Raw genomic sequence first — 19752 nt, 5'->3', positions numbered from 1 at the left:
TGGAGAGAGTTTCTCGAAGAGTTCGGGTTTGGGGGGGGACTTAAACAATTCTTCATCTATGCTATCACAATCCTCAACAGTATGGCTTAAAGTATAGCTGAAATCGTAACTCATTTTGAGATTCAAAAGCTCAGAGATTTAGACCTAATGCACTTAGCCGATGCGGTATATTTATATCTATCGCCTGAGCTATCACAATCATCAACAGGATAGCTTATATTGTAACTAATTAAAGGTAGTAAATCCTCACAAAGGCATGTAGTCAAAGTTGAAATTCGTGCATTGAAAATTTTAAATTTGAAATTTGCCTAAAACCTAAAACTATCCAGCCTAAGACTTAAGACTATCATGCCTAATATCACACTAAAGCAACAACAGAATATCCATCGCACAGTGCTAGATAATGGCATCGTGGTGATTGTAGTTGAAAATGCTGCTGCTGATATCATTGCCAGCCGTCTATTTATTCGGGCAGGTAGTCAGTTCGATCCACCAAACCAAGCTGGGCTATCTCACCTCGTCTCAGCAGTTATGACCAAGGGAACCCAAGACTTATCCTCTATAGACATTGCCGAACGGGTCGAGTCTATGGGGGCTCAACTTGGTGCTGATGCGGCTAACGATTATTTTCTACTCTCCCTGAAAACCGTTGCAGCTGACTGGTTTGAAATGTTACAGCTAGCAGGGCAGATTTTGCGATCGCCTAGTTTCCCAGATGCTGAGGTAGACCTAGAGAGGTACCTAACCATTCAAACTATTCGTGCCCAACAGGAGCAACCCTTTAACATTGCCTATAAGCAATTGCGACAAGCAATGTATCAAGACCATCCCTACGGCTTTTCAGTGTTGGGAGAAGAAGCTACCGTATCTACACTGGGTCGAGCTGACTTAGAACACTATCATCAGACTTATTTCCGCCCTGATAACCTCATAATTAGTATTGCAGGTCGTATTAACTCAGAAGATGCGATTGGGCAGGTGGAGCAAGTGTTTGGGGATTGGCAAGTTCCCGATACACCCCTGAGCAAACCCTCCTTACCCTCCCCGATTGCAAAACCCTGCCAAGTGACCACTGCCCAAGAGACGCAGCAGTCCATTGTGATGCTGGGTTATCTTACCTCAGCCGTACAAGAGGCTGACTTTGCTACGCTGAAACTCCTGAATACCTACCTGGGCAATGGTCTTTCTAGCCGCTTGTTTGTAGAACTCAGAGAAAAACGGGGTTTAGCCTATGATGTCTCAGCATTGTTTCCGACACGCCAGTCGGCTTCTACGTTTATAGCCTACATGGGGACAGCACCGGAAAATACAGAAACTGCCCTGGTTGGTCTGGTTACCGAAGTGGAACGTCTTTGTTCTCAACAACTGAGTCAGGATGAATTGCAAGTTGCCAAAAATAAGCTTCTTGGTCAGTATGCACTAGGTAAACAAACTAATGGTCAGCTAGCTCAAGTCTATGGCTGGTATGAGACGATCGGGCTAGGAGTTGAGTTTGATACCCTGTTTCAACAGGATGTGACAAGGGTTACTCCAGAGATGGCTCAAGCAGCAGCTAATCGTTATTTCATTGAACCTTATATTTCTCTAGTCGGACCTGCTGAAGCAATCAACTTCCTCGGTTAACAGAGCAAACTAAAAACTTGAGGTCTCTCCCGTGTTTTACCTTTTAACCGGGGGAGATCTCAATATATTGTTGTCTATAAATCCGCTTGAATCGATAAAGTTAAATTAAGTCGTGACAAGATTTAATTGGCTGTAAAGATATGGATTCTATACACACCACTAACAGCATCATCGGTATAACTATCTTTGGATCAGTAGCCCTTAGCTTAGGGAACTTGCCAGCAGTTGCCCTTGAAGCCAATGGCGTTGTCCCAAAACTGGCTCAAGCAATTACCCCAGTCAAAATCAACCGACCAACTCTCGATATTGGTAGTGAGGGGGAAAGAGTATCTGAATTACAAGCAGTTCTTAAATTATTAGGGTATTACACAGGAGAGGTAAATGGCTTTTATGGAGATAATACTGCGATGGCTGTCTCCAAGTTGCAGCAAGAAGCGGGTTTGACTCCCCATGGCATCATGGGAGCTGCTGAATGGAATCTTCTGTTTCCGAGCATCCCACCCAATCCAACATCCTCAACCTCTACTTCAAATCCCTTACCCTCAGCAAGTATAAGACCCCCGACCACCTCTGATGGCATCTCAGCTTCATCCTTTCCGACGCCTTCCATCACACAAGCTATTACCCAAACCACCACAACTAGTTCCAACCCTTCCTCCCCAGCAACCAGCACTAGCTTTGGTAATCGCACTACGACAACAGGCAATGCGGTCACTGTTGAGAGAACTAAGCCTAGCGCTATAACCTTACCAATTCTCCGACAAGGTATGCGTGGTCCAGCAGTCCAGCAATTGCAGAGGCGACTGAAATCTCTTGGTTTTTTAAAAGCCACAGTAGATGGGGTATTTGGAGAGGTTACGAAAGCCGCAGTACAAACGGCTCAGCGCAAGTTCAAACTAGAACCTGATGGCATTGTTGGTCCTGCTACTTGGAATGCTTTGCTACGTTGATGAAATTTTTGTTGAACGCGCACGCGTGGCCGTTCGCGCAGCGTGGCCTACGGCCTTAAGGCCATGGTTGACGATTGAAAGTGAAAAGTTAACAGTTAACAGTTCACTAATCAACCGTCAACAACACACTAGTTATATTTTTATTATATTTTTAGTTATATTGTGTCCGGTTGACTAGTTATCAATCTTGATGAAGATTACTGCTTTGCTTGTTTCTGCGGCTTGAGTTCGTGCTTTAATACTGAACTAATTCCTAAAGCCCCCAAAGCTAAAATTCCTAGGGTAGAAGCAGGTTCGGGAACTCTTTCACCTGTAGACAATGACAGCTCAGCACGAGATACAATGGCATCATCTCCATAAAATACCGGAATTTTGCCACTATTGGCATTAAAGACGTTCACGATTTCTCCTGAGTCGTAAAACTCCAGTAAATTTAAAGACAGGGATTGCTTAGTTCCTACTGGGAGATTGCGGATCAGATCAATAGTAATAGTATCCAATCCTATGATACCAAATACATCGGTAGTAATCAGGGCGTTGTTTGGTGTCAGGTCTAAAATTAGTTCCGCTTGCGATAAGTCATTGATTGATGTTGCCAAGTTATAAAAATCAAAGCTCCAACTCGTATCTTCATCAATCCCATTACCAAGGGTGGTGTTATCCCCAGTCCTTTCTATGGTAAAATCGCCGTTGTGTAGGGTTTGACCAATACTGGCATTTAGTATTCTTGGAGGAGTTGAGCTCCCAATCGCTTCAGCTGTGAAATCAAGACGACTAGCCAAGGCTTTTTCAGGTATTAAGCAACTGCTTAATAGGACGGCAACTGTAGCCACTGAGAACACTTTTAAAGTAAGCATTTTGATGCTCCCAAACCAAAACTAAGGTTAGAGTTAATGGCCAAATAACTCTATTATACTCCGCTCACGATAATTTGGTAACAAAACAAGGGATACTCCAGATAAAGATTTATGAAGTCCTTTCTAAGCATTCAGGCATCAGGAAATCAAGGACTTTAAGCCTGCTTACTTCAGTCAAGGGTGCTGACGCTACTTTTTCTAAATTTCTGGGAACTCTGTAAATGTAACTCAAATGCGATTTGTCAGTCAAGCAGGATGGCACAAGCAAATGATATTCAAATCTTTAGCCCAAGGGGTTTCCAAGGTTTCTGGGAAAGTTCCCCTTCGCCTGATCTTGGTCATACCATTTGTCCTGCAAATCTTCGCAGCTGTGGGACTTGTGGGATATCTGTCCTATAGAAACAGCAAGAGAGCGGTTAATGATGTTGCTACTCAACTGCTTGAAGAAGTCAATGCTCGGGTTGAGCAGAATTTGGATGCTTACCTAACCATTCCTCATCTAGTTAATCAGATTAATGCCACTGCCATCAATCTAGGTCAATTGAATTTGCAAGATATTCCTCAATTAGAGCGTTACTTTTGGCGGCAGCTTCAGATATTTAATACCCTGACATTTACTGGATTAGGCTTAGAGAATAAAGACAACCTAGGAGCAGAACGATTAGATGATGGTACACTGATACTAAGAGTTTCCACCAATTGAATCCATCGCTCCAGTCCCCGACTTCACCAATGAAACCCCGAACTTCACTGGAGCCTTAGCAGCAGACAGTGGATATATCAAAATTTTGATTGTGGACGATGAACCAGTCAACCGCCAGGTTATTAGCAATTATCTTTCCATGGAAAATTATGCGATCGCTACAGCCACTAATGGTTTAGAAGCTTTAGAAATTCTCTCAAGTCGTTTCCAGCCTGACTTGATCTTACTGGATGTGATGATGCCCCGCATGAGGGGCTATGAAGTCTGTGAAAAAATTCGCCAGAAGTTTTTGCCCAGTGAACTTCCGGTGATCATGTTAACCGCCAACAATCAAGTTTCTGATTTGGTGGAAGGGTTTACGTGTGGGGTAAATGATTATCTGACTAAGCCTTTTTCTAAGCATGAATTGTTAGCCCGAATTAAAAGTCATCTACGGCTTTATAAAATTACCTCTGCTTATGGTAAGTTTGTCCCCCATGACTTTTTGCGCTTCCTAGGATATGACAGTATTGTTGATGTTAAATTAGGGGATCATGTTCAAAAATAAATGACTGTTATTTTTGCTGATATTCGATCTTTTACCAGCTTATCAGAACAGTTATATCCTCAATAAAACTTTAATTTTATTAATAGTTATCTGAGTCGAGTTAGTCCAGCAATCCGGGCTCGGGTTTATTGATAAGTACATTGGAGATGGAGTTATGGCACTTTTTCCTGAGTCAGCGGATGATGGGGTTCAAGGTGCACTTGAGATGCAACAAACAGTTGCGATCTATAACCAGCATCGGTGCAAGAGTGATTATGTTCCGATTACTATCGGTATTGGTTTACATAAGTAGTCGGACAAAAGTAAAATTAACTGTTGAAATAGGGAGCAGGGACTGAGGCCGTGGGCCACGCGGGGCGCGTTCGGAGCAGGGAGCAGAGCGGCTTTTGGCAACTTTACAGAAGTTAATACAGCGATGCAGCTTCGGAACAGGGGGTTTCCCCCACTCGCGCTTTGCATCAAGAAGTGAGGTTTATTTTTGTCCAGGTACTTACAGGTAGCTTAATGCTAGGAACAATCGGTGAACACAAGCGGATGGAAAGTACGGTGATTTCTGATGCAGTGAATCTTGCTTCCCGCTTGGAAGGATTAACCAAACTTTATGGTGCAGGGATTATGATTAGCCAACAAACCCTCTATAACCTGAATGAGTTTCAAAAGTACAGTTATAGGTTTCTGGATCGAGTCAAAGTTAAAGTAAAAAATAAACCGGTGGCAGTATTTGAGCTATTTGATCAAGATCAGCCGCAACTGAAGCAGTTAAAGATAAAAACTAAGAGTAACTTTGAACAAGCTGCATTTCTCTACCATCGGCAAGCTTTCGCCCAAGCTGAACAGATATTTCAGTCAGTTTTACAAACTAATCCCCAGGATAAAGCAGCCATGCTCTATGTCAAACGCTGCCAAAAGTCTCAAAACTATGGGGTGCCAGAGGACTGGGAACGGGCAGAAGCGTTGCATGAGTCATAATTTAGCGTTGCCCAATTGTGCAATAATTGAGGGTAATGAGTAAAAAACTTCAACTATGAACTTAACCGAAACAACCGGACACGATATCATTCTTTTTTATCAGTAAGTAATCATCCGAATTTGATAAGTCCTCGGACATAAAATATTGACTTGCTGATTAACTATCCTGAGCATAATTCTGTCCAAGACACTAAACTATTGACAAAAGTCTGAACACTGTGCTCTGATAAATCCACAATCGGTAACGTCGATACTACATTTCCATAACACTTACTAATCGAGCGGCGGTAAGCTGGATCATAATGACTTTCAAGCAAATCTCCTACCAAAGCATGACCTTGACCCCCATCAATCATCCCATACCACTGGTTAATTTTTTTCCAGCCATAGCGAAACCTTAGACACTCTAGCTTACTTTTGAAAAACTCAGGGTTAGTAAGCAAGTGAGGATACTCTTGCAACAACCATTCAATTCTACGTGCCAGGGGTAACTCAACTTCCACACACCTAGCATCCTTCATATTTTGCCATACTGAATGAGGCAAATAAATTTTTCCAATCTTATTGCTTTCTGCTTCTACCCATACTGGCTTATCGACATCAAAGCGTTGCAATTTTTCCAATAGCAGGGATTCAAACCATTTTTGTGACGGTTGAGATAATGGTTCACCTTCCCACTCTTGACCCAGCAGCGAACCTCGATGATTTGCTAACTCTTCCAAATCCAGCATCTGGACACCTTGCTTAGCAAGTTGCCGCAAGATCAGGGTTTTCCCACTACCCGTTAGTCCACACAATACCCGGTAAGTAAACTGTTGTGGCAACTGTTCTAATTCTTCCCTTACATAAGCTCGATAGGTTTTGTATCCCCCGTCGAGAACTGTAACTTGCCAGCCAATTTGAACTAACACTGCTGCCAAACTCTGGGAACGCTGTCCACCCCGCCAACAATAGACCAAGGGATGGTAATTTTTATCCTTAGCAGCAAAGTGACTTTCCAGATGTCGAGAGATGTTCCCAGCAACTAGAGAGGCACCAATTTTACGAGCTTCAAAGGAAGACACTTGTTTATATATAGTCCCCACCTTAGCCCGTTGCTGATCATCGAGCACAGGTAGATTAATCGCACCTGGCATATGATCCTCAGCAAACTCACTCGGGGAGCGCACATCAATAATTTCGCTGTAGTCTTCTTCCTTTGGCTGCTGGGTATAGTTATGCGATCGCTGCATTCGATGTTCAATTCTCTGTTTCCTGAAATAAGTGCCATCAATGGCTCAGTGTGCGGTAGTTGACACTGGTGAGTTTTTACTCTGAACACTGAGCACTGACGCACTTAATCCTATTATCGACGCATATGCTCCTCCAAAAGCTTTTTAGCCCGAGGCTTATAAATCAGATGGAACAACGCCGTGAACCGATACCAGGACAATCCGGAAAATCGTTGGGATGCGGGATAGGAACTGTTCCAATGCCCTATCATCCGGTTCATCAATCAATTCATCCAGCATTGCCAAGGTTTCCCGCACCCGACTAGCCGTGTTTCCCCAGCCTGCTTCAAAACCCATCTCTTGCAGCTTAAAGCGGAATTTATCATAGGATTCGCTGTCTGGGCGATCGCTTACAAATTCCAAGGCCAACTTCACCTGTTCTGAGAGTTGCTGGTGATTGTGAATGCGCTCGTTAATCAGTAGCTGGTTTCCTTGGAAATAAAGCACTTTCAAGAAACCGTACAACGACTCCAACCACTGCTCAGGGTCTTGAAAGAGTTTACTGGAGAGATAGCGGTTTAGGAAGCGGACTCCCTTACCAATATTCTTGGGATCGCGAATGACTGGGCTGTAGTCATAAAACGGCTGAAAATCCAGCTGGAGAACCTCCCCGACCTTGGGGTTGTAGCGATTGACCAAAAATTTGGGTCTCAAGCCCCGTCCTTCGCTGGATAGAAACCTGTTTATTGTGGAGCCTTATTCAATAAGTTTTAACCCTTTTCCCCATAGCCTGCCGACCATAAAGGCTCCACTATCTTACGGTAACTTGGCCGTAGGCCACGCTGCGCGAACAATGGACGGCTTTTTTTTGTGCTACAATATTACGTAGAGTTATTCCACGTCAAAATGCTCGTATTAGAATTTAAGGTCAAAGGGAATAAAACTCAATATGCCGCCATTGATGAGGCGATACGCACTGGTCAGTTTGTACGAAATAAGTGCATCCGTTACTGGATGGACAACAAAGGGATAGGACAAAAAGACCTGTATCGCTATAACACGTGGATCAGAGCTGAATATCCTTTTGTCAAAGACTTAAACTCTCATGCCTGTCAAGCTTCGGTGGAAAGAGCTTATAGTTCAATTTCTAGGTTTTACGATAAGTGTAAAAAACAAGTCCCTGGCAAAAAGGGTTATCCCAAGTTTAAAAAGTTTTCTCGGTCAGTTGAGTATAAGACATCAGGCTGGAAACTTTCACCTGATACCAAGTCTATAAAATTCTTAGACAAAAAAGGTATCGGGAAACTAAAGCTTAAGGGAACCTGGAAGTTATGGCGTTACGACCAAAATTTGATTAAACGAGTTAGGTTGGTTCGTCGCGCAGATGGCTATTATGTTCAATTTTGTGTAAAAGTTGAGATTAAAGAATCTCTAGATCCGTCCCATACCAATGTGGGACTTGATGTGGGTTTAAAAGAATTCTACACCGATTCAAAGGGAAACACAGAACCAAATCCAAGATTTTATCGTAAGGGCGAGAAACGGTTGAAATTTTATCAACGCCGAGTTTCTCGCAAGAAAAAAGGCTCATCCAATCGTAAAAAAGCCAGAAATAGACTAGGTAGAGTACACCTCAAAATAAGTAGGCAGCGTGAAGAACATGCCAAGAGACTGGCACGTTGCGTAATCCACTCTAACGATGTGGTCGCTTACGAAGACTTGAGGGTCAAGAACTTAGTAAAAAATCATTGTCTCGCAAAGTCTATTAATGATGCAGGTTGGTATCAATTTAGAAAATGGCTAGAGTATTTTGGTCAAAAGTTTGGTAGGCAAACAGTAGCTGTTAATCCGGCTTTAACCAGTCAAAACTGCTCTAATTGTGGCGAAGTAGTCAAAAAGTCGTTATCAACCCGAACTCATACCTGTCAATGTGGTTGTGAATTAGACAGAGATCATAACGCTGCAATCAATATTCTAAAAAGAGCCTTGGGTACGGTAGGGCATACCGGAACCTGGATCTTAGATCCGAACGCTTATGGAGAATCGGCCTCTACTCTTCCTGATTCCGGTCTGGTTGAGCAAGTCGGCTCATTGAAGTAAGAATCCCCGTTCTTCTAGGACGGGGAGTGTCAAAAAGCGATCGCGTATATTCAGCAGTTCCTCTGGTGTCACCTCTTGCGCCCTTAAGTCTTCAAACAGACGAAAAGCTCTTTTAGCCGCAATTTTTGGTCGGATAATTAGGCATAGACTTTCATCTTCCAGAATAATTTCCTGGGTGTAATAAATCAGCTTCCCTAAATGATAAGAATGATAAAAGTATTCAGATTTTTTGTGGTTAGTGCAGTATTCATTAAAAGCAGCCAGAATTTCGTTGCGCAGTAAGTACCTGGGTTCTGGGCAACGAAATTCTGGCTGGTAAAGTGACGTAGATCGCTCTTTTCGTCACTTTCGAGAACATCCTGAATTAGGTTGAGCATTAAAACTACCCAAATACAAGTCAACTATATTTAAACCAACAACCCTATAAAAAATTCCTCTAAAGAATAGTGATTCCCGCGCACTACAGATCAGGAATAGATATTCTTTTAGATATATGGACAACGTTCTCGCAAAACCACTTTTTTGGCACAAACAAATATTAAAGCATGTAAAGCTGCCCATACTTGTGCCGGATGTAGCGGATGAATGGATCGATGCGTAAAGCAGTACCAGTGACGCTCTTAATCAATTCAGCTGCTGTGTATTTGCAACCGTGTTGGTAAATGTTGTCCTTCAACCAATTATGGAGCGTACTAAAGTTTCCTTGCTCAATTTTTGGTATAATTTCAGGCTGTTCCGTTACTGCAGCTTCAAAAAACTGGGCGCTCATCAAGTTACCCAAGGTGTAGCATTGGAACATTCCCCCAATCTGACCAGTGTACCAGTGAACATCTTGCAACACCCCGTCACTGTCATTCTCGGGAACAACCCCTAAATCTTCACGATAGCGTTCATTCCAGGCTTCCGGTAAATCCCTCACCTGTAGCCTACCCTCAAGCATCATCAGTTCTAAGTCAAAGCGGATCATGACGTGGAGATTGTAAGTCACTTCATCAGCATCCATGCGGATTACAGACCGCTGCACCTTGTTGATGGCCTGATAAAAGGCATTGAGGGAAACATTACCCAGTTGAGAGGGGAAGTACGATTGTACTTGGGGATAGAAAAATTTCCAGAAGCCCCGACTACGCCCAACAATATTTTCCCAAAGTCGGGACTGGCTCTCGTGGACACCCGAAGATGTCCCACAGGCAAGAGGAGTGCCTTCCAAATCTCGTCTAATTCCTTGCTCATAAAGACCATGACCCATTTCGTGGATGCTGCTAAATAGAGCTTGACTCAGGTCATCTTCATCAACACGGGTCGTAATGCGCACATCACCGGTAGAGAAGTTGATCATAAATGGGTGATGGGTTTGGTCTTGCCTTCCGCGCTCAAAGTCATATCCCATTTGCTTCATGACCTTGAGAGTCAAATCTAACTGTTGCTCTTCAGGATATCGTTGGTGTAAACAGTTGTCATCCGTGGGACTTTGGGCAGTAATAGCCTCCACAATTGGCACTAATTCCTCTCGCAACTGAGAAAAAAGCGTCCGCAAAATAGAGACTTTCATCCCATAGTCAGCAAAGTCAATTAACGGGTCAGCGATATGTTCGTAACCAGGGAAAAAATAAGCCATTTGACGGCTGAGGTCAAGGGTTTTTTCTAAGTAAGGGCGCACCGCTGCAAAGTCGTTGGTAGCTCTTGCCTTTACCCAAACACTGTACGTTTCTGTCCGATGTTCAGAGAATTCTCCCATAAATTCCGCTGGCACCTGCACGGCTCTGTGGTAATTTTTTCTAGTGCAGCGGATTAAGCTAGCTTCGTCAGAAAAGTAAGGTAGAGTTTCTTCATAGGGGCGTAACCCTTCCAGCAGTTCGCCCATGGTTGGGTCAGTAAATTTACTATGGGCAATTTTTTGTAGAGTAGCCAGCTGACGTCCCCTAGCAGCTGCACCACCGGGAGGCATATAGGTTGCCTGATCCCAGTACAACAAAGATGCGGCTGCTTCTAAGTCGTTAATTTCACTAAGGCGTTTTTTGAGGTTGAGAAGTTTCGGTTGAGTTTTTTCGGTAGTCTGCATGATGCTAGATTGACACATTCAGGCTATTAGTTTAGGGTTACGGTATTTTGCCGAATAGTAAATGTACACCTGACGACCGAAAATAAAAATCTTACCCACAAAAATGTCCGATACTAATGAATCAGACAAGTGGGCTGAAAGCTAAGACCAAGTTGCGTTTTTCAAGTGCAATTTACTTATCGGACAATGGTGAAAATTCCCAAGTCCTTATTTCCTCTCGTTACGATTTAAGCTGCAACTTGGTACGAGCACTCTGGTAAAGCTAAGTAACTAACTCAGATGCCGATGGCTATGAAAACGTCATACCCATAACTGAGTGTTATAGCATAGTATTCGAACTACTATTGTGCCATTTCTTAAAGAATTACTAGTATAGTGTAATCCCTTAAAACCAGACAATTGCTCGAGCTATTGGCACAGTGGTAAGTATTCCTACCGACTGAAGCTCACAGCCACTAGCTTCGAGCTTCCCCAATACTCGCCGAAAGTAGGATGTCACAAGGATTTGTTTGCAATCTCATTTGGATCAGGACTTATGCACCCTTTCCCTGTAGAACCTCTGTAAATGTGACGCTCCTACACCAACCTTAAAGGTATGGTGTAGGCTTCTCAGGCACCCCGAAGAGTGCGTAGAACTTCCTTGGAGGTATCATCAGTCATAGAACCAACTATTTTAATGCTACCTTTACGGCGTTTTATAGTGGGGAACACGTCCAGCCCCACTCTCTTGATGTTGATAGCAGCATTAATATCTCTATCAACCCAGAGCTTTTCGACTTCATCCCAATATTTCCGGATACCGCAATCAGTAAAAATCACTTGATCTCGATAGGATAACACTTGGGAAGTGTAAGCAGGATTCTTCGCCACCATAACGGCTCCAGCTTTCGCAGCTATGTGACCAAGGATTGAGAAGAATTGCCCAAAAGCGGCATCTGCCCAACTCAGGTTGAGTCCAGATTTGGCAGATTGACCATTGGGTAGGTATGTACCCGTTTCGTCTTGTAATGGTGCGTTACGCTTGCTGAGACCTTTAAGGTTTAGGTCTTCATGAAAGAAGACTTTTTTGCCCGTCTTCACCAACTTGTGAGCGGTTTTGTATTGGAAATCTTTTCTGGCACGAGCAATCTTTTGGTGTTGCCGTCCTTCTCGTTTTGCCAGTTTCCGACGTGCTTTGCTGCCGCGCTGCCGAGCATTCTTTTTTTTGGCGGTTTTCGCTAGTTTGGCTTGGTTGCGTCGCAATAATTTCACAGACGGTAGTTTCACACCTTCAGAAGTAGCAATGTAATGATCCTCGTGCAATACTGCATCCATCCCTAGGGAGTTCTCCCAAGTCGGAATGAACTGATCGGGTGAAATGGTGGGCACAGTAGGATCATCAAGTCGCAGGTTTACAAACCATCCATCATTTTTCTTGATCAATTGCACTTGTTTAAGGATGGCACCATCGGGCAAGGGGCGGTGAGAGCGAACTTTCAATAAGCCGAGCTTGGGCACTTTGAGGTACAGGAACTTGCCGCCAATCGAACACGAGTGCAGATCCAGCCCTGCTCCCTCAAGCACGAATGAACGATAGCGAGACTGGGACTTGAAGCGAGGCTTGCCGCTTCTGTGGCCACTGGCATCCGATCGAGTGAACCGCTCAAATGCCTTGTCTACACGTTGGCAGACCTGTTGGAGGGTGTTAGCACCGAACCCGTGAAAAATCTAAATCCTCCCCTGACCATTCCACCGTCACTCCACCCTTTTTGAGTCCTGGTAAAAGTTTCTTTTGGCTGTAGTAGTTGGGGCGATCACGCAGTTCAGGAAGATGACAGACCAAGGGGCAACAGTTAACCGAAGTTCTGTTACGTTCCCACCAATCAAACCTTTCACCAAGCTGACGATTATACCAGTACTGGCAAATCCTTAGCCAAAGATTTATCTCTAGCTTTTGGTCGGTGGTTGGAAGTGCTTTGTACTGGTAAGTGTATTTCATCTCCTGGTGTTGGTGACTAGAGTTAACACTACACTAATTAGTGTACAGATTTCGGAAAGGTTGCCATGAAAGATGATTATATGGCAAAAGGATGATCGGTAATTGACCTAAAAGCACATCTGGTATTGACATCCAAATATCGACCCAAAGTGTTCAGTGCCGAAATGCTGCAACCCTTGGGCGAAATCGTAGCGGATTTATCCCAGAAATGGGATTGCCAGTTGATTGAGTTCAATGGAGAGGGAGAAAATATTCATTTACTTTTTCAATATTTTCCACAAATGGAGTTAACCAAGTTCATTAACAATCTCAAGACAGTGACCAGTAAAAGGCTCCGTAATGAATTCCAAGAACAAATCAATAAGCACGTTTAGAAAAGATGTGTTGTGGAATGGATCATATTTCATCGCTTGGCTCTCCCGGCTTTGCGGTGATAAGGCAAGCTTATATCACGTAATTCCGCCAGTTCCAGCCACGTTGATTGTCGATTTTGTGCCTTTTGATACGTTTTAAACCATAGATCCGGCAGAGCCCATCGCTTCATGTGGTGGAGTAACTGCGACCACATGAAGCGATGAAATATTGAATCTCAGGATTCTGGCTCTACCGAACATAGTATGTATAAAACCGCGCTTATTGCCGACTGGGTCTGATTGGACGGTTTTTTTACAAAAAATAATTCTATTAAAAACTAAAACTTCCGCCCAATCAGGATTATACTAATTATTTTCTAACATTTTTACATAGCAAGTTCGGTAGACCCAGGATTCTTTGAAAGTGTAATTGGCTGTTAAAGGGGTATTGAACCCCTTTAACAGCCGCGCATTCCTCTCACACCATAATCTTTGATTTGGTGTGAGGCTCCTGCTAAGCTAGCTGAAGTTATATGCTCCGAAGTTCGCTTTTTCTTATTCGTTTAAACTTATTAAGTAAAGTTTATTCGTTTAAACTTATTTGTTTAAACCTTCATTATTGGTTTCAGGGGCATAAGTCCTATGAATGCAAGCCTTTTAGCTTTTACTTTTTACCTTGAGCAAAGGCCATCCCAAGCGAGTTGGCTGTTGGTATATCCGTTTGAGGGTATTGATGTCTCTAGCAGAAATTCTCGGGGGATTGCGAACTTGGGAAAAGTATAGCGCATCAGTTTTTAAAGGAGAATGACCCCAAATACCTAGTGCATGACCGAGTTCGTGACGGGCAGTGGCAAGGGTGTAGTCAATGGATTGCTCAGGGGAGAGAAGTATGGTAAACTTATGTAATAATAGATTATCTACTATTTGCTCTGGTGCCCTGATGGATTGCCCCAGGTAAAATTCATAGCGAGTAACGGCTGAGCGAGCGCGAGACCAATCAAAGGTTCCGGTCTCACGGTTCAAGGAAACTTTTAGAGGAGGGCGCGATCGCAAAATCGATATATCTGCTAATTCCTGCTGGTCAACTAGTTCTAGAGGCAAATAAACCCCCCATTCTGCCACCGCCTTTAACACCGCATCAACCCATTGTTGGAAGCGCTGGTGGTTAGCATCAACCACAGGCGGTGGTTGGGGCTGTTGCACATAAACCTTCACGGGAAACTGAGACCAGATCAGATAACCTAAGGGAGTCCCCTTGATTTCAGAAAAATAATCACCGCTGCCGGTAGGGTCTTGCCACTGGGCAAGGGGATTTGGTAGAGGGTGAGGCTTAGGAGCTGGTAGGGCAGGTGAGGTTACTGGCATCGAAGCCACCATAGCAGAGGAGGCTTCTGTTAATTGGTTAAACTTTGGGTATAAACCGGCTGCGGTGCTGGACTGAATCAACATCACTAACAGACAAGTGACACCCCCTATTAACAGGGCTATCCATAGCTGCTGATTGTTTTTATACCACCTACTCCCCAAGGTTGAACACTAAATTATCTACTGATTTAACCAACCTGCACTTAAAATCACTGTCAAGCTCATAAAGGTAATCGCCAAGATCCAGGTCACCCGGTTCAGGGCTTTCTCGGCACTCTTGGTGCTGGTAAACAGCTGAGCTTGACCACCGATACCGCCAAGGCCATCTCCCTTGGGACTATGGAGCAAAACCAAAATAATCAGACCCAAGCCAGATAAAACCCAAATAATTTGCAGGATTTGATTAACCATCTTAAATACGGGAAGGGGACTCCCGTTATAAACGTCAGTTTTAGCGGGTTTAAAGTTACCGTAAGATAGGGTCGCCTTGTCAGCCATGCAAAGCGCGAGTGGGGGAAACCCCCTGTTCCGAAGCTGCATCGCTATTAAAAAAGATTTAAGCATGCATCTGCATAGCCCACTGACTTCTATTGGCTCCACTCTCTTACGGTTTCGTCTCCGGGGAATTCCCGCAGGAGAATAAATTGAACGCGAATGCGTGGCCTATGGCCAGCGAACGCGCCCCGCGTGGCCTATGGCCACGCGCGAATCATTGATTAATTTGACTCGCGTATTCATAGCCGTCAGCCTTGAAAATTGTTCGTAAATACTTTGGATGTACATCAATTTTCTTTTCTGGAGTAGAGAGTGCAAAACTAGGACGATGGCGAATTGCTATTCGTCCTGTGTATTGACCGGCATACTTCCCTCCCTTGATATCAGCTTTAACAATATCGCCCGTTTGGAAACCTTTGAAAAACTTAGCGGCAGGTGCATGAGCCTTTGGAAAGCCATATTTATTTGGACGACATCTTTGGCGCACCCCGTGACCTTTAGCTGTAACTATTAGCGGTTTCACTCCATTTAGTAGTAATGTCTGAGGAGTGGATTTACCCACACAAGCAGCATCAGTCCAATGGGTTTTCTCAATCTCTCTGGTTTTACGATTGAACTTAGTCAGACCACCAGAACCTGTGTCAACAGGTAATCCAGTCAGTTGCAGCCTCCTCCATACTTCCCAGCGAGTTGAGTTAACTGCTGCTGCATCTTTCAAGGGGGATTTAGCCAATGCCAGTATTTTCTTTAGAAGTTCCGGCTTTTTACGTAAAAATTTCTCAATCGGATCGCTACCTTTCTTCTGGTTACAAGGCCGACAAGCCAAGGTTAGGTTGCTGACTCTATTAGTCCCTCCTTTAGATTTTGGAGTAATGTGTTCAACCTCCAAGGGGACGTTCTCTGCTCCACAGTAAACACAGCTATAACCCCACTTGGCAAGCAGATATTCTTTCACCTCAAACCCAAACAGTTCACCGTGTTGATACTCTACACCCGATATTTCTGGATTTTGCATTTTTTGAGTATCAAACCGGACTAATTCTTGAGATATGGTGGTTATTGGGCACAGCTTCCTTAGCCGTCTTACCCAAGTCTCAATATTAAATACTCGACTCATTAGCGATGGAGCCAGCCACCCTTCTGGGCGTTTTCGATTGAGAAACCGAGGTTTGCGGTAACGAGTCTTTCTATTTCGCCTACCTCGCCTTAAAGCTCTTCTGGAGTCCAGAGAGTTTTTGATATTCTGTCCCCTGTGATTAACTACCAAGGCGCTTGTGACCCGTCCAGTTTTTTCCTGAACGATGGCAATCCCGGTTGTTTTAGATCCAGGGTCTATCTTGATCCTGTGTGGATGAGTAACAGAATTCTCAACATCCCTGTCTTGCATGATGATCGTAAATGGATAGCGCTTAAAGACTTTAGCCCTCCCTTTTTTAAGTAACTCTCTAGCCCGTGCTGGATGGCATGGATCTAATGGTTGTTTGTTTTTATCTAGCACGAAAACTCGCATTACTTTGAACACTCCACAAGTGGGTAAAGTTTGCCTTGACAATGTTATAAGAGCTTGAGAGGTTAACAACACTTCCTTAACTCACTACAGATGTTTAATTGTTAACAACAGAGCTGAAGACTGGCACGCATCTACAGGTGTTATGACTCGAATAACGTAGACCATTAGAATGGTCTTAGTCTGGTCAACTATGAGCTTTCACAAGCTCCCGCTATACTCTGAAAGAGTTAGCGGTGAGTTGTTGACTCTTTTGACAAAATTACGGCATTGAGAAGTTTTGAACTCTCCCTCGGTTAAAACAAAGGGGTTCTCAACTTGAAGTTTTATAGAGAAACTCGCACAGGTGTCCGATTACTACGGACTTCCAACTCAGCGGGTTGGATCATAGAACGCCCAGTCATTTCTTTTGGCTGGGGAAGTTGCAAGATTTCCAAGATGGTCGGGGCAATATCTGCCAGACATCCATCACAGCGCAATGCAACTTCTGTACCATGTCCAGGGATTTTTAATTTTTCCCCTTCTACTAGGATAAAGGGTACTGGGTTTGTCGTGTGAGCTGTCCAAGGATTACCTGTCTCATCGCGCATAGTCTCGGCGTTGCCGTGGTCAGCAGTAATCAGGGTAGTGCCACCAACTTTAATAATCCTATCAATTAAGCGTCCTATGCAGAGGTCTACGGTTTCCACTGCTTCTATGCAGGCTTCCACATTGCCAGTATGGCCCACCATATCAGTGTTGGCATAGTTAATCACTACCAGGGAGTAAATGCGTTTTTCGATGGCTGCGATCACTTCATCGGTCACTTCCTTAGCTGACATGGCTGGTGCTTTATCATAGGTTGGTACCATCGGACTTTGCACCAATTTCCGGTCTTCACCCTCGAAAGGAACTTCTAGACCACCATTAAAAAAGTAAGTGACGTGGGCGTATTTTTCTGTTTCCGCAGTTCGGAATTGGCGCAACCCATGCTGGGATATAACTTCCCCCAGAATATTAGTCAAGTTCTGAGGTTCAAAGGCGACCAATACCGGAAAAGTGGGGTCATACTGGGTAAAGGTGGCAAAGGTTAGGGGTTTGATCTGTTCCCGTTCAAAGCCATCAAAGTTAGGATCCACGAAGGCTTGGGTAAGCTGTCGGGCTCTGTCTGGGCGGAAGTTAAAGAAAATTACTCCATCTCCTGCTGTTACAGCTCCAGGAGTAAGCCGTGTGGGCAAGATAAACTCGTCAGTAATTTCTGACTCATAAGACTCCTTGAGGAATTTTACTGCTGAGATACCATTTCCAGGACCATCCTGAGTCATGACTTCATAGGCTTTTGAAATCCTTTCCCAGCGTCGGTCTCGATCCATGGCGTAGTAGCGACCACTAATGGTGGCTATGCATCCAATGCCAACTTGATCAATATAATCCTGAATTTTTTGAATTGCTTCAATGCCGTCGGTCGGTTTAGTATCACGACCATCGGTAATCGCGTGGATATAGACCTCAGATAGATTTTGGGCTTTGGCTAGCGCTAGCAATCCCAGGAGGTGATTGAGATGGGAGTGTACCCCACCCTCAGAACACAAACCCACGATGTGCATCTTCCCACCCCGACATTTAACGTCTCGGCATACTTGCACAAGAGCTTGGTTATCGTTTAAAGTGCCATTTTCCACCGCATCAGAGATGCGCACAAGTTCTTGAGGCACCACACGCCCAGCACCTATATTCAAGTGCCCCACTTCCGAATTGCCCATTTGACCCTCTGGGAGTCCCACGTCCTTTCCAGAGGTGCGAATTAATGTACTCGGATAGGCAGCCCAGAGGCTGTCCATTACAGGGGTGTTTGCTAGGGCTATCCCATTGGCATCAGTTACTTCGCGGTAACCCCAACCGTCTAAGATAACTAGCACCACAGGAGAAACAGGTGCTTGCCTCATCATATCGCCTTTTATCCTACTCTTAATTTCACCGCGATCATATCATTCAAAATCCGCATATTCATGATAAATTTCAATTTTTATTAGGTTTCGGCTGGTGGAGTGAGGATAATGCTTAAATCTCCTGCTAGCAAAGGTTTTGACTACCCCAAGCTAATAGGAATTTATACTCGGTAACTAACCTTTGTATACAATTAATTGGGCGTGCAGGCACGTGTTTGGATCAGGGCGACTGTTAGCCTACACTTACAACTAACAAAGGTGTAGAAAGGTTACAAATATTAATTTCTATCAACATGCCTATAAAATTGTGATGTATAAAGTAATGCTTATGAAGGTGCGATCGCATTTCCCGATATGACTGCCAATCTAACTTCTCCAGATTCCAGCCCCAGCTTGATTTCCCCTAGCATTTACCCCCAACAGAGCGTAGACTCCTTACCGACTACTTCCCCTCTGAAACTGGGAGTGATGGCTTCCGGAAGTGGCAGTAACTTTGAAGCGATAGCTAGTGCGATCGCAAACGGCCAACTCAATGCCCAAATCAGCGTGCTCATTTACAATAATCCAGGTATTAAAGCGTTAGCTAGAGCGGAAAAATACGGCATTCCAGCAGTCCTACATAATCACCGGCACACCAAAAAACGGGAAGATTTCGATCAACAAATTGTCCAAACTTTACAAGAGTATGAGGTGGAGTGGGTCGTGATGGCTGGTTGGATGCGAGTGGTGACACAGGTACTCCTAGACGCTTTTCCTAACCGGATTCTCAATATCCATCCCAGCTTATTACCTAGTTTCAAAGGCGTGCGCGCGGTGGAACAAGCTCTTGAGGCTGGGGTAAAAATTACAGGGTGTACGGTTCACGTGGTCAGTCTAGATGTTGACAGTGGTCCAATCCTTTTCCAGGCAGCTGTTCCTGTGCTACCCGATGATACCCCAGAAACCCTCCATGCCCGGATTCAAGTCCAAGAACATCGGATTCTAGTCGAAGCGATCGCATTAATCAATTCTTAATTGTTATTTAGGAAAGGGAGTAGGGAGTAGGGAGTAGGGAGTAGGGAGTAGGGAGTAGGGAGGAGGGAGGAGGGAGTAGGGAAGAAAAAT

General features: G+C 44.2%; 17 protein-coding genes and 2 pseudogenes. 8 read left to right on the top strand and 11 right to left on the bottom strand.

Annotated elements, in window-relative coordinates:
* Positions 1 to 348: 348 nt before the first annotated feature.
* Positions 349 to 1623 (top strand): pitrilysin family protein, encoded by a 1275-nt coding sequence (locus F6J94_RS12765; protein WP_293040457.1) that lies wholly within the window; start codon positions 349 to 351, stop codon positions 1621 to 1623.
* 140 nt (positions 1624 to 1763) lie between these two features.
* Positions 1764 to 2573, top strand: a complete 810-nt coding sequence (locus F6J94_RS12760; protein WP_293024603.1) for a peptidoglycan-binding protein — start codon at positions 1764 to 1766, stop codon at positions 2571 to 2573.
* Between the two features lie 197 nt (positions 2574 to 2770).
* On the opposite strand, the gene F6J94_RS12755 is transcribed toward F6J94_RS12760, so the two are convergent.
* Complete coding sequence (locus F6J94_RS12755) at positions 2771 to 3430, bottom strand: hypothetical protein (protein ID WP_293040454.1); 660 nt, start codon at positions 3428 to 3430, stop codon at positions 2771 to 2773.
* Positions 3431 to 3698: 268 nt separating this feature from the next.
* On the opposite strand from F6J94_RS12755, the gene F6J94_RS12750 reads away from it, so the two are divergent.
* From F6J94_RS12750 to F6J94_RS12740, 3 genes and pseudogenes are all read left to right on the top strand, one after another.
* The gene (locus F6J94_RS12750; RefSeq protein ID WP_293040451.1) at positions 3699 to 4133 is read left to right on the top strand and encodes a hypothetical protein; all 435 of its coding nucleotides are present in this window, start codon (positions 3699 to 3701) and stop codon (positions 4131 to 4133) included.
* A gap of 79 nt (positions 4134 to 4212) precedes the next feature.
* Positions 4213 to 4966 (top strand): annotated as a pseudogene (locus F6J94_RS12745) (response regulator); the annotation flags it as partial.
* 179 nt (positions 4967 to 5145) lie between these two features.
* Complete coding sequence (locus F6J94_RS12740) at positions 5146 to 5649, top strand: adenylate/guanylate cyclase domain-containing protein (protein WP_293040447.1); 504 nt, start codon at positions 5146 to 5148, stop codon at positions 5647 to 5649.
* A 161-nt stretch (positions 5650 to 5810) separates the two neighbouring features.
* Here F6J94_RS12740 and mnmH read toward each other — a convergent pair whose 3' ends face one another.
* On the bottom strand, positions 5811 to 6881 hold the full coding sequence (gene mnmH / locus F6J94_RS12735; protein WP_293024597.1) for a tRNA 2-selenouridine(34) synthase MnmH: 1071 nt from the start codon (positions 6879 to 6881) through the stop codon (positions 5811 to 5813).
* A 156-nt stretch (positions 6882 to 7037) separates the two neighbouring features.
* Positions 7038 to 7574 (bottom strand): hypothetical protein, encoded by a 537-nt coding sequence (locus tag F6J94_RS12730; RefSeq protein ID WP_367142200.1) that lies wholly within the window; start codon positions 7572 to 7574, stop codon positions 7038 to 7040.
* A gap of 192 nt (positions 7575 to 7766) precedes the next feature.
* Between F6J94_RS12730 and F6J94_RS12725 the strand changes: the two genes are divergently transcribed.
* On the top strand, positions 7767 to 8960 hold the full coding sequence (locus F6J94_RS12725) for an RNA-guided endonuclease TnpB family protein (protein ID WP_293040443.1): 1194 nt from the start codon (positions 7767 to 7769) through the stop codon (positions 8958 to 8960).
* Here F6J94_RS12725 and F6J94_RS12720 read toward each other — a convergent pair.
* From F6J94_RS12720 to F6J94_RS12705, 4 genes are all read right to left on the bottom strand, one after another.
* Positions 8949 to 9224, bottom strand: a complete 276-nt coding sequence (locus F6J94_RS12720) for a hypothetical protein (protein ID WP_293040466.1) — start codon at positions 9222 to 9224, stop codon at positions 8949 to 8951. The two genes, F6J94_RS12725 and F6J94_RS12720, sit on opposite strands and share 12 nt — an antisense overlap.
* Before the next feature lie 274 nt (positions 9225 to 9498).
* Positions 9499 to 11022 (bottom strand): carboxypeptidase M32, encoded by a 1524-nt coding sequence (locus F6J94_RS12715; RefSeq protein ID WP_293024595.1) that lies wholly within the window; start codon positions 11020 to 11022, stop codon positions 9499 to 9501.
* A 609-nt stretch (positions 11023 to 11631) separates the two neighbouring features.
* Positions 11632 to 12729 (bottom strand): transposase, encoded by a 1098-nt coding sequence (locus F6J94_RS12710; RefSeq protein ID WP_293040463.1) that lies wholly within the window; start codon positions 12727 to 12729, stop codon positions 11632 to 11634.
* Positions 12707 to 13000, bottom strand: a complete 294-nt coding sequence (locus F6J94_RS12705; protein WP_293040440.1) for a helix-turn-helix domain-containing protein — start codon at positions 12998 to 13000, stop codon at positions 12707 to 12709. The genes F6J94_RS12710 and F6J94_RS12705 overlap by 23 nt, the downstream gene beginning before the upstream one ends.
* A 101-nt stretch (positions 13001 to 13101) precedes the next feature.
* Here F6J94_RS12705 and tnpA point away from each other — a divergent pair.
* Positions 13102 to 13411 (top strand): annotated as a pseudogene (tnpA, locus tag F6J94_RS12700) (IS200/IS605 family transposase); the annotation flags it as partial.
* Between the two features lie 599 nt (positions 13412 to 14010).
* Here the strand turns inward: tnpA and F6J94_RS12695 are convergent.
* The 4 genes from F6J94_RS12695 to gpmI all read right to left on the bottom strand — a co-directional run bounded on the left by F6J94_RS12695 (position 14011) and on the right by gpmI (position 18645).
* Positions 14011 to 14880, bottom strand: coding sequence for a peptidase (locus F6J94_RS12695; protein WP_293040437.1), 870 nt, complete (start codon positions 14878 to 14880; stop codon positions 14011 to 14013).
* 18 nt (positions 14881 to 14898) lie between these two features.
* A complete protein-coding gene (gene secG, locus F6J94_RS12690; RefSeq protein ID WP_008191847.1) occupies positions 14899 to 15129 on the bottom strand; it encodes a preprotein translocase subunit SecG in 231 nt (76 codons plus the stop codon).
* 298 nt (positions 15130 to 15427) lie between these two features.
* Complete coding sequence (iscB, locus tag F6J94_RS12685) at positions 15428 to 16723, bottom strand: RNA-guided endonuclease IscB (protein ID WP_293040434.1); 1296 nt, start codon at positions 16721 to 16723, stop codon at positions 15428 to 15430.
* A gap of 323 nt (positions 16724 to 17046) precedes the next feature.
* Complete coding sequence (gene gpmI / locus F6J94_RS12680; protein ID WP_293040460.1) at positions 17047 to 18645, bottom strand: 2,3-bisphosphoglycerate-independent phosphoglycerate mutase; 1599 nt, start codon at positions 18643 to 18645, stop codon at positions 17047 to 17049.
* Between the two features lie 357 nt (positions 18646 to 19002).
* Between gpmI and purN the strand changes: the two genes are divergently transcribed.
* Entirely contained in the window at positions 19003 to 19662 is a 660-nt protein-coding gene (gene purN, locus F6J94_RS12675; protein WP_293040431.1) for a phosphoribosylglycinamide formyltransferase, read from the top strand.
* The last annotated feature ends 90 nt before the right edge of the window (positions 19663 to 19752 follow it).

The organism is Moorena sp. SIO1F2 (assembly GCF_010672755.1).
Taxonomy (GTDB): Bacteria; Cyanobacteriota; Cyanobacteriia; order Cyanobacteriales; family Coleofasciculaceae; genus Moorena.
This window is presented reverse-complemented; position numbering and strand designations above follow the sequence as displayed.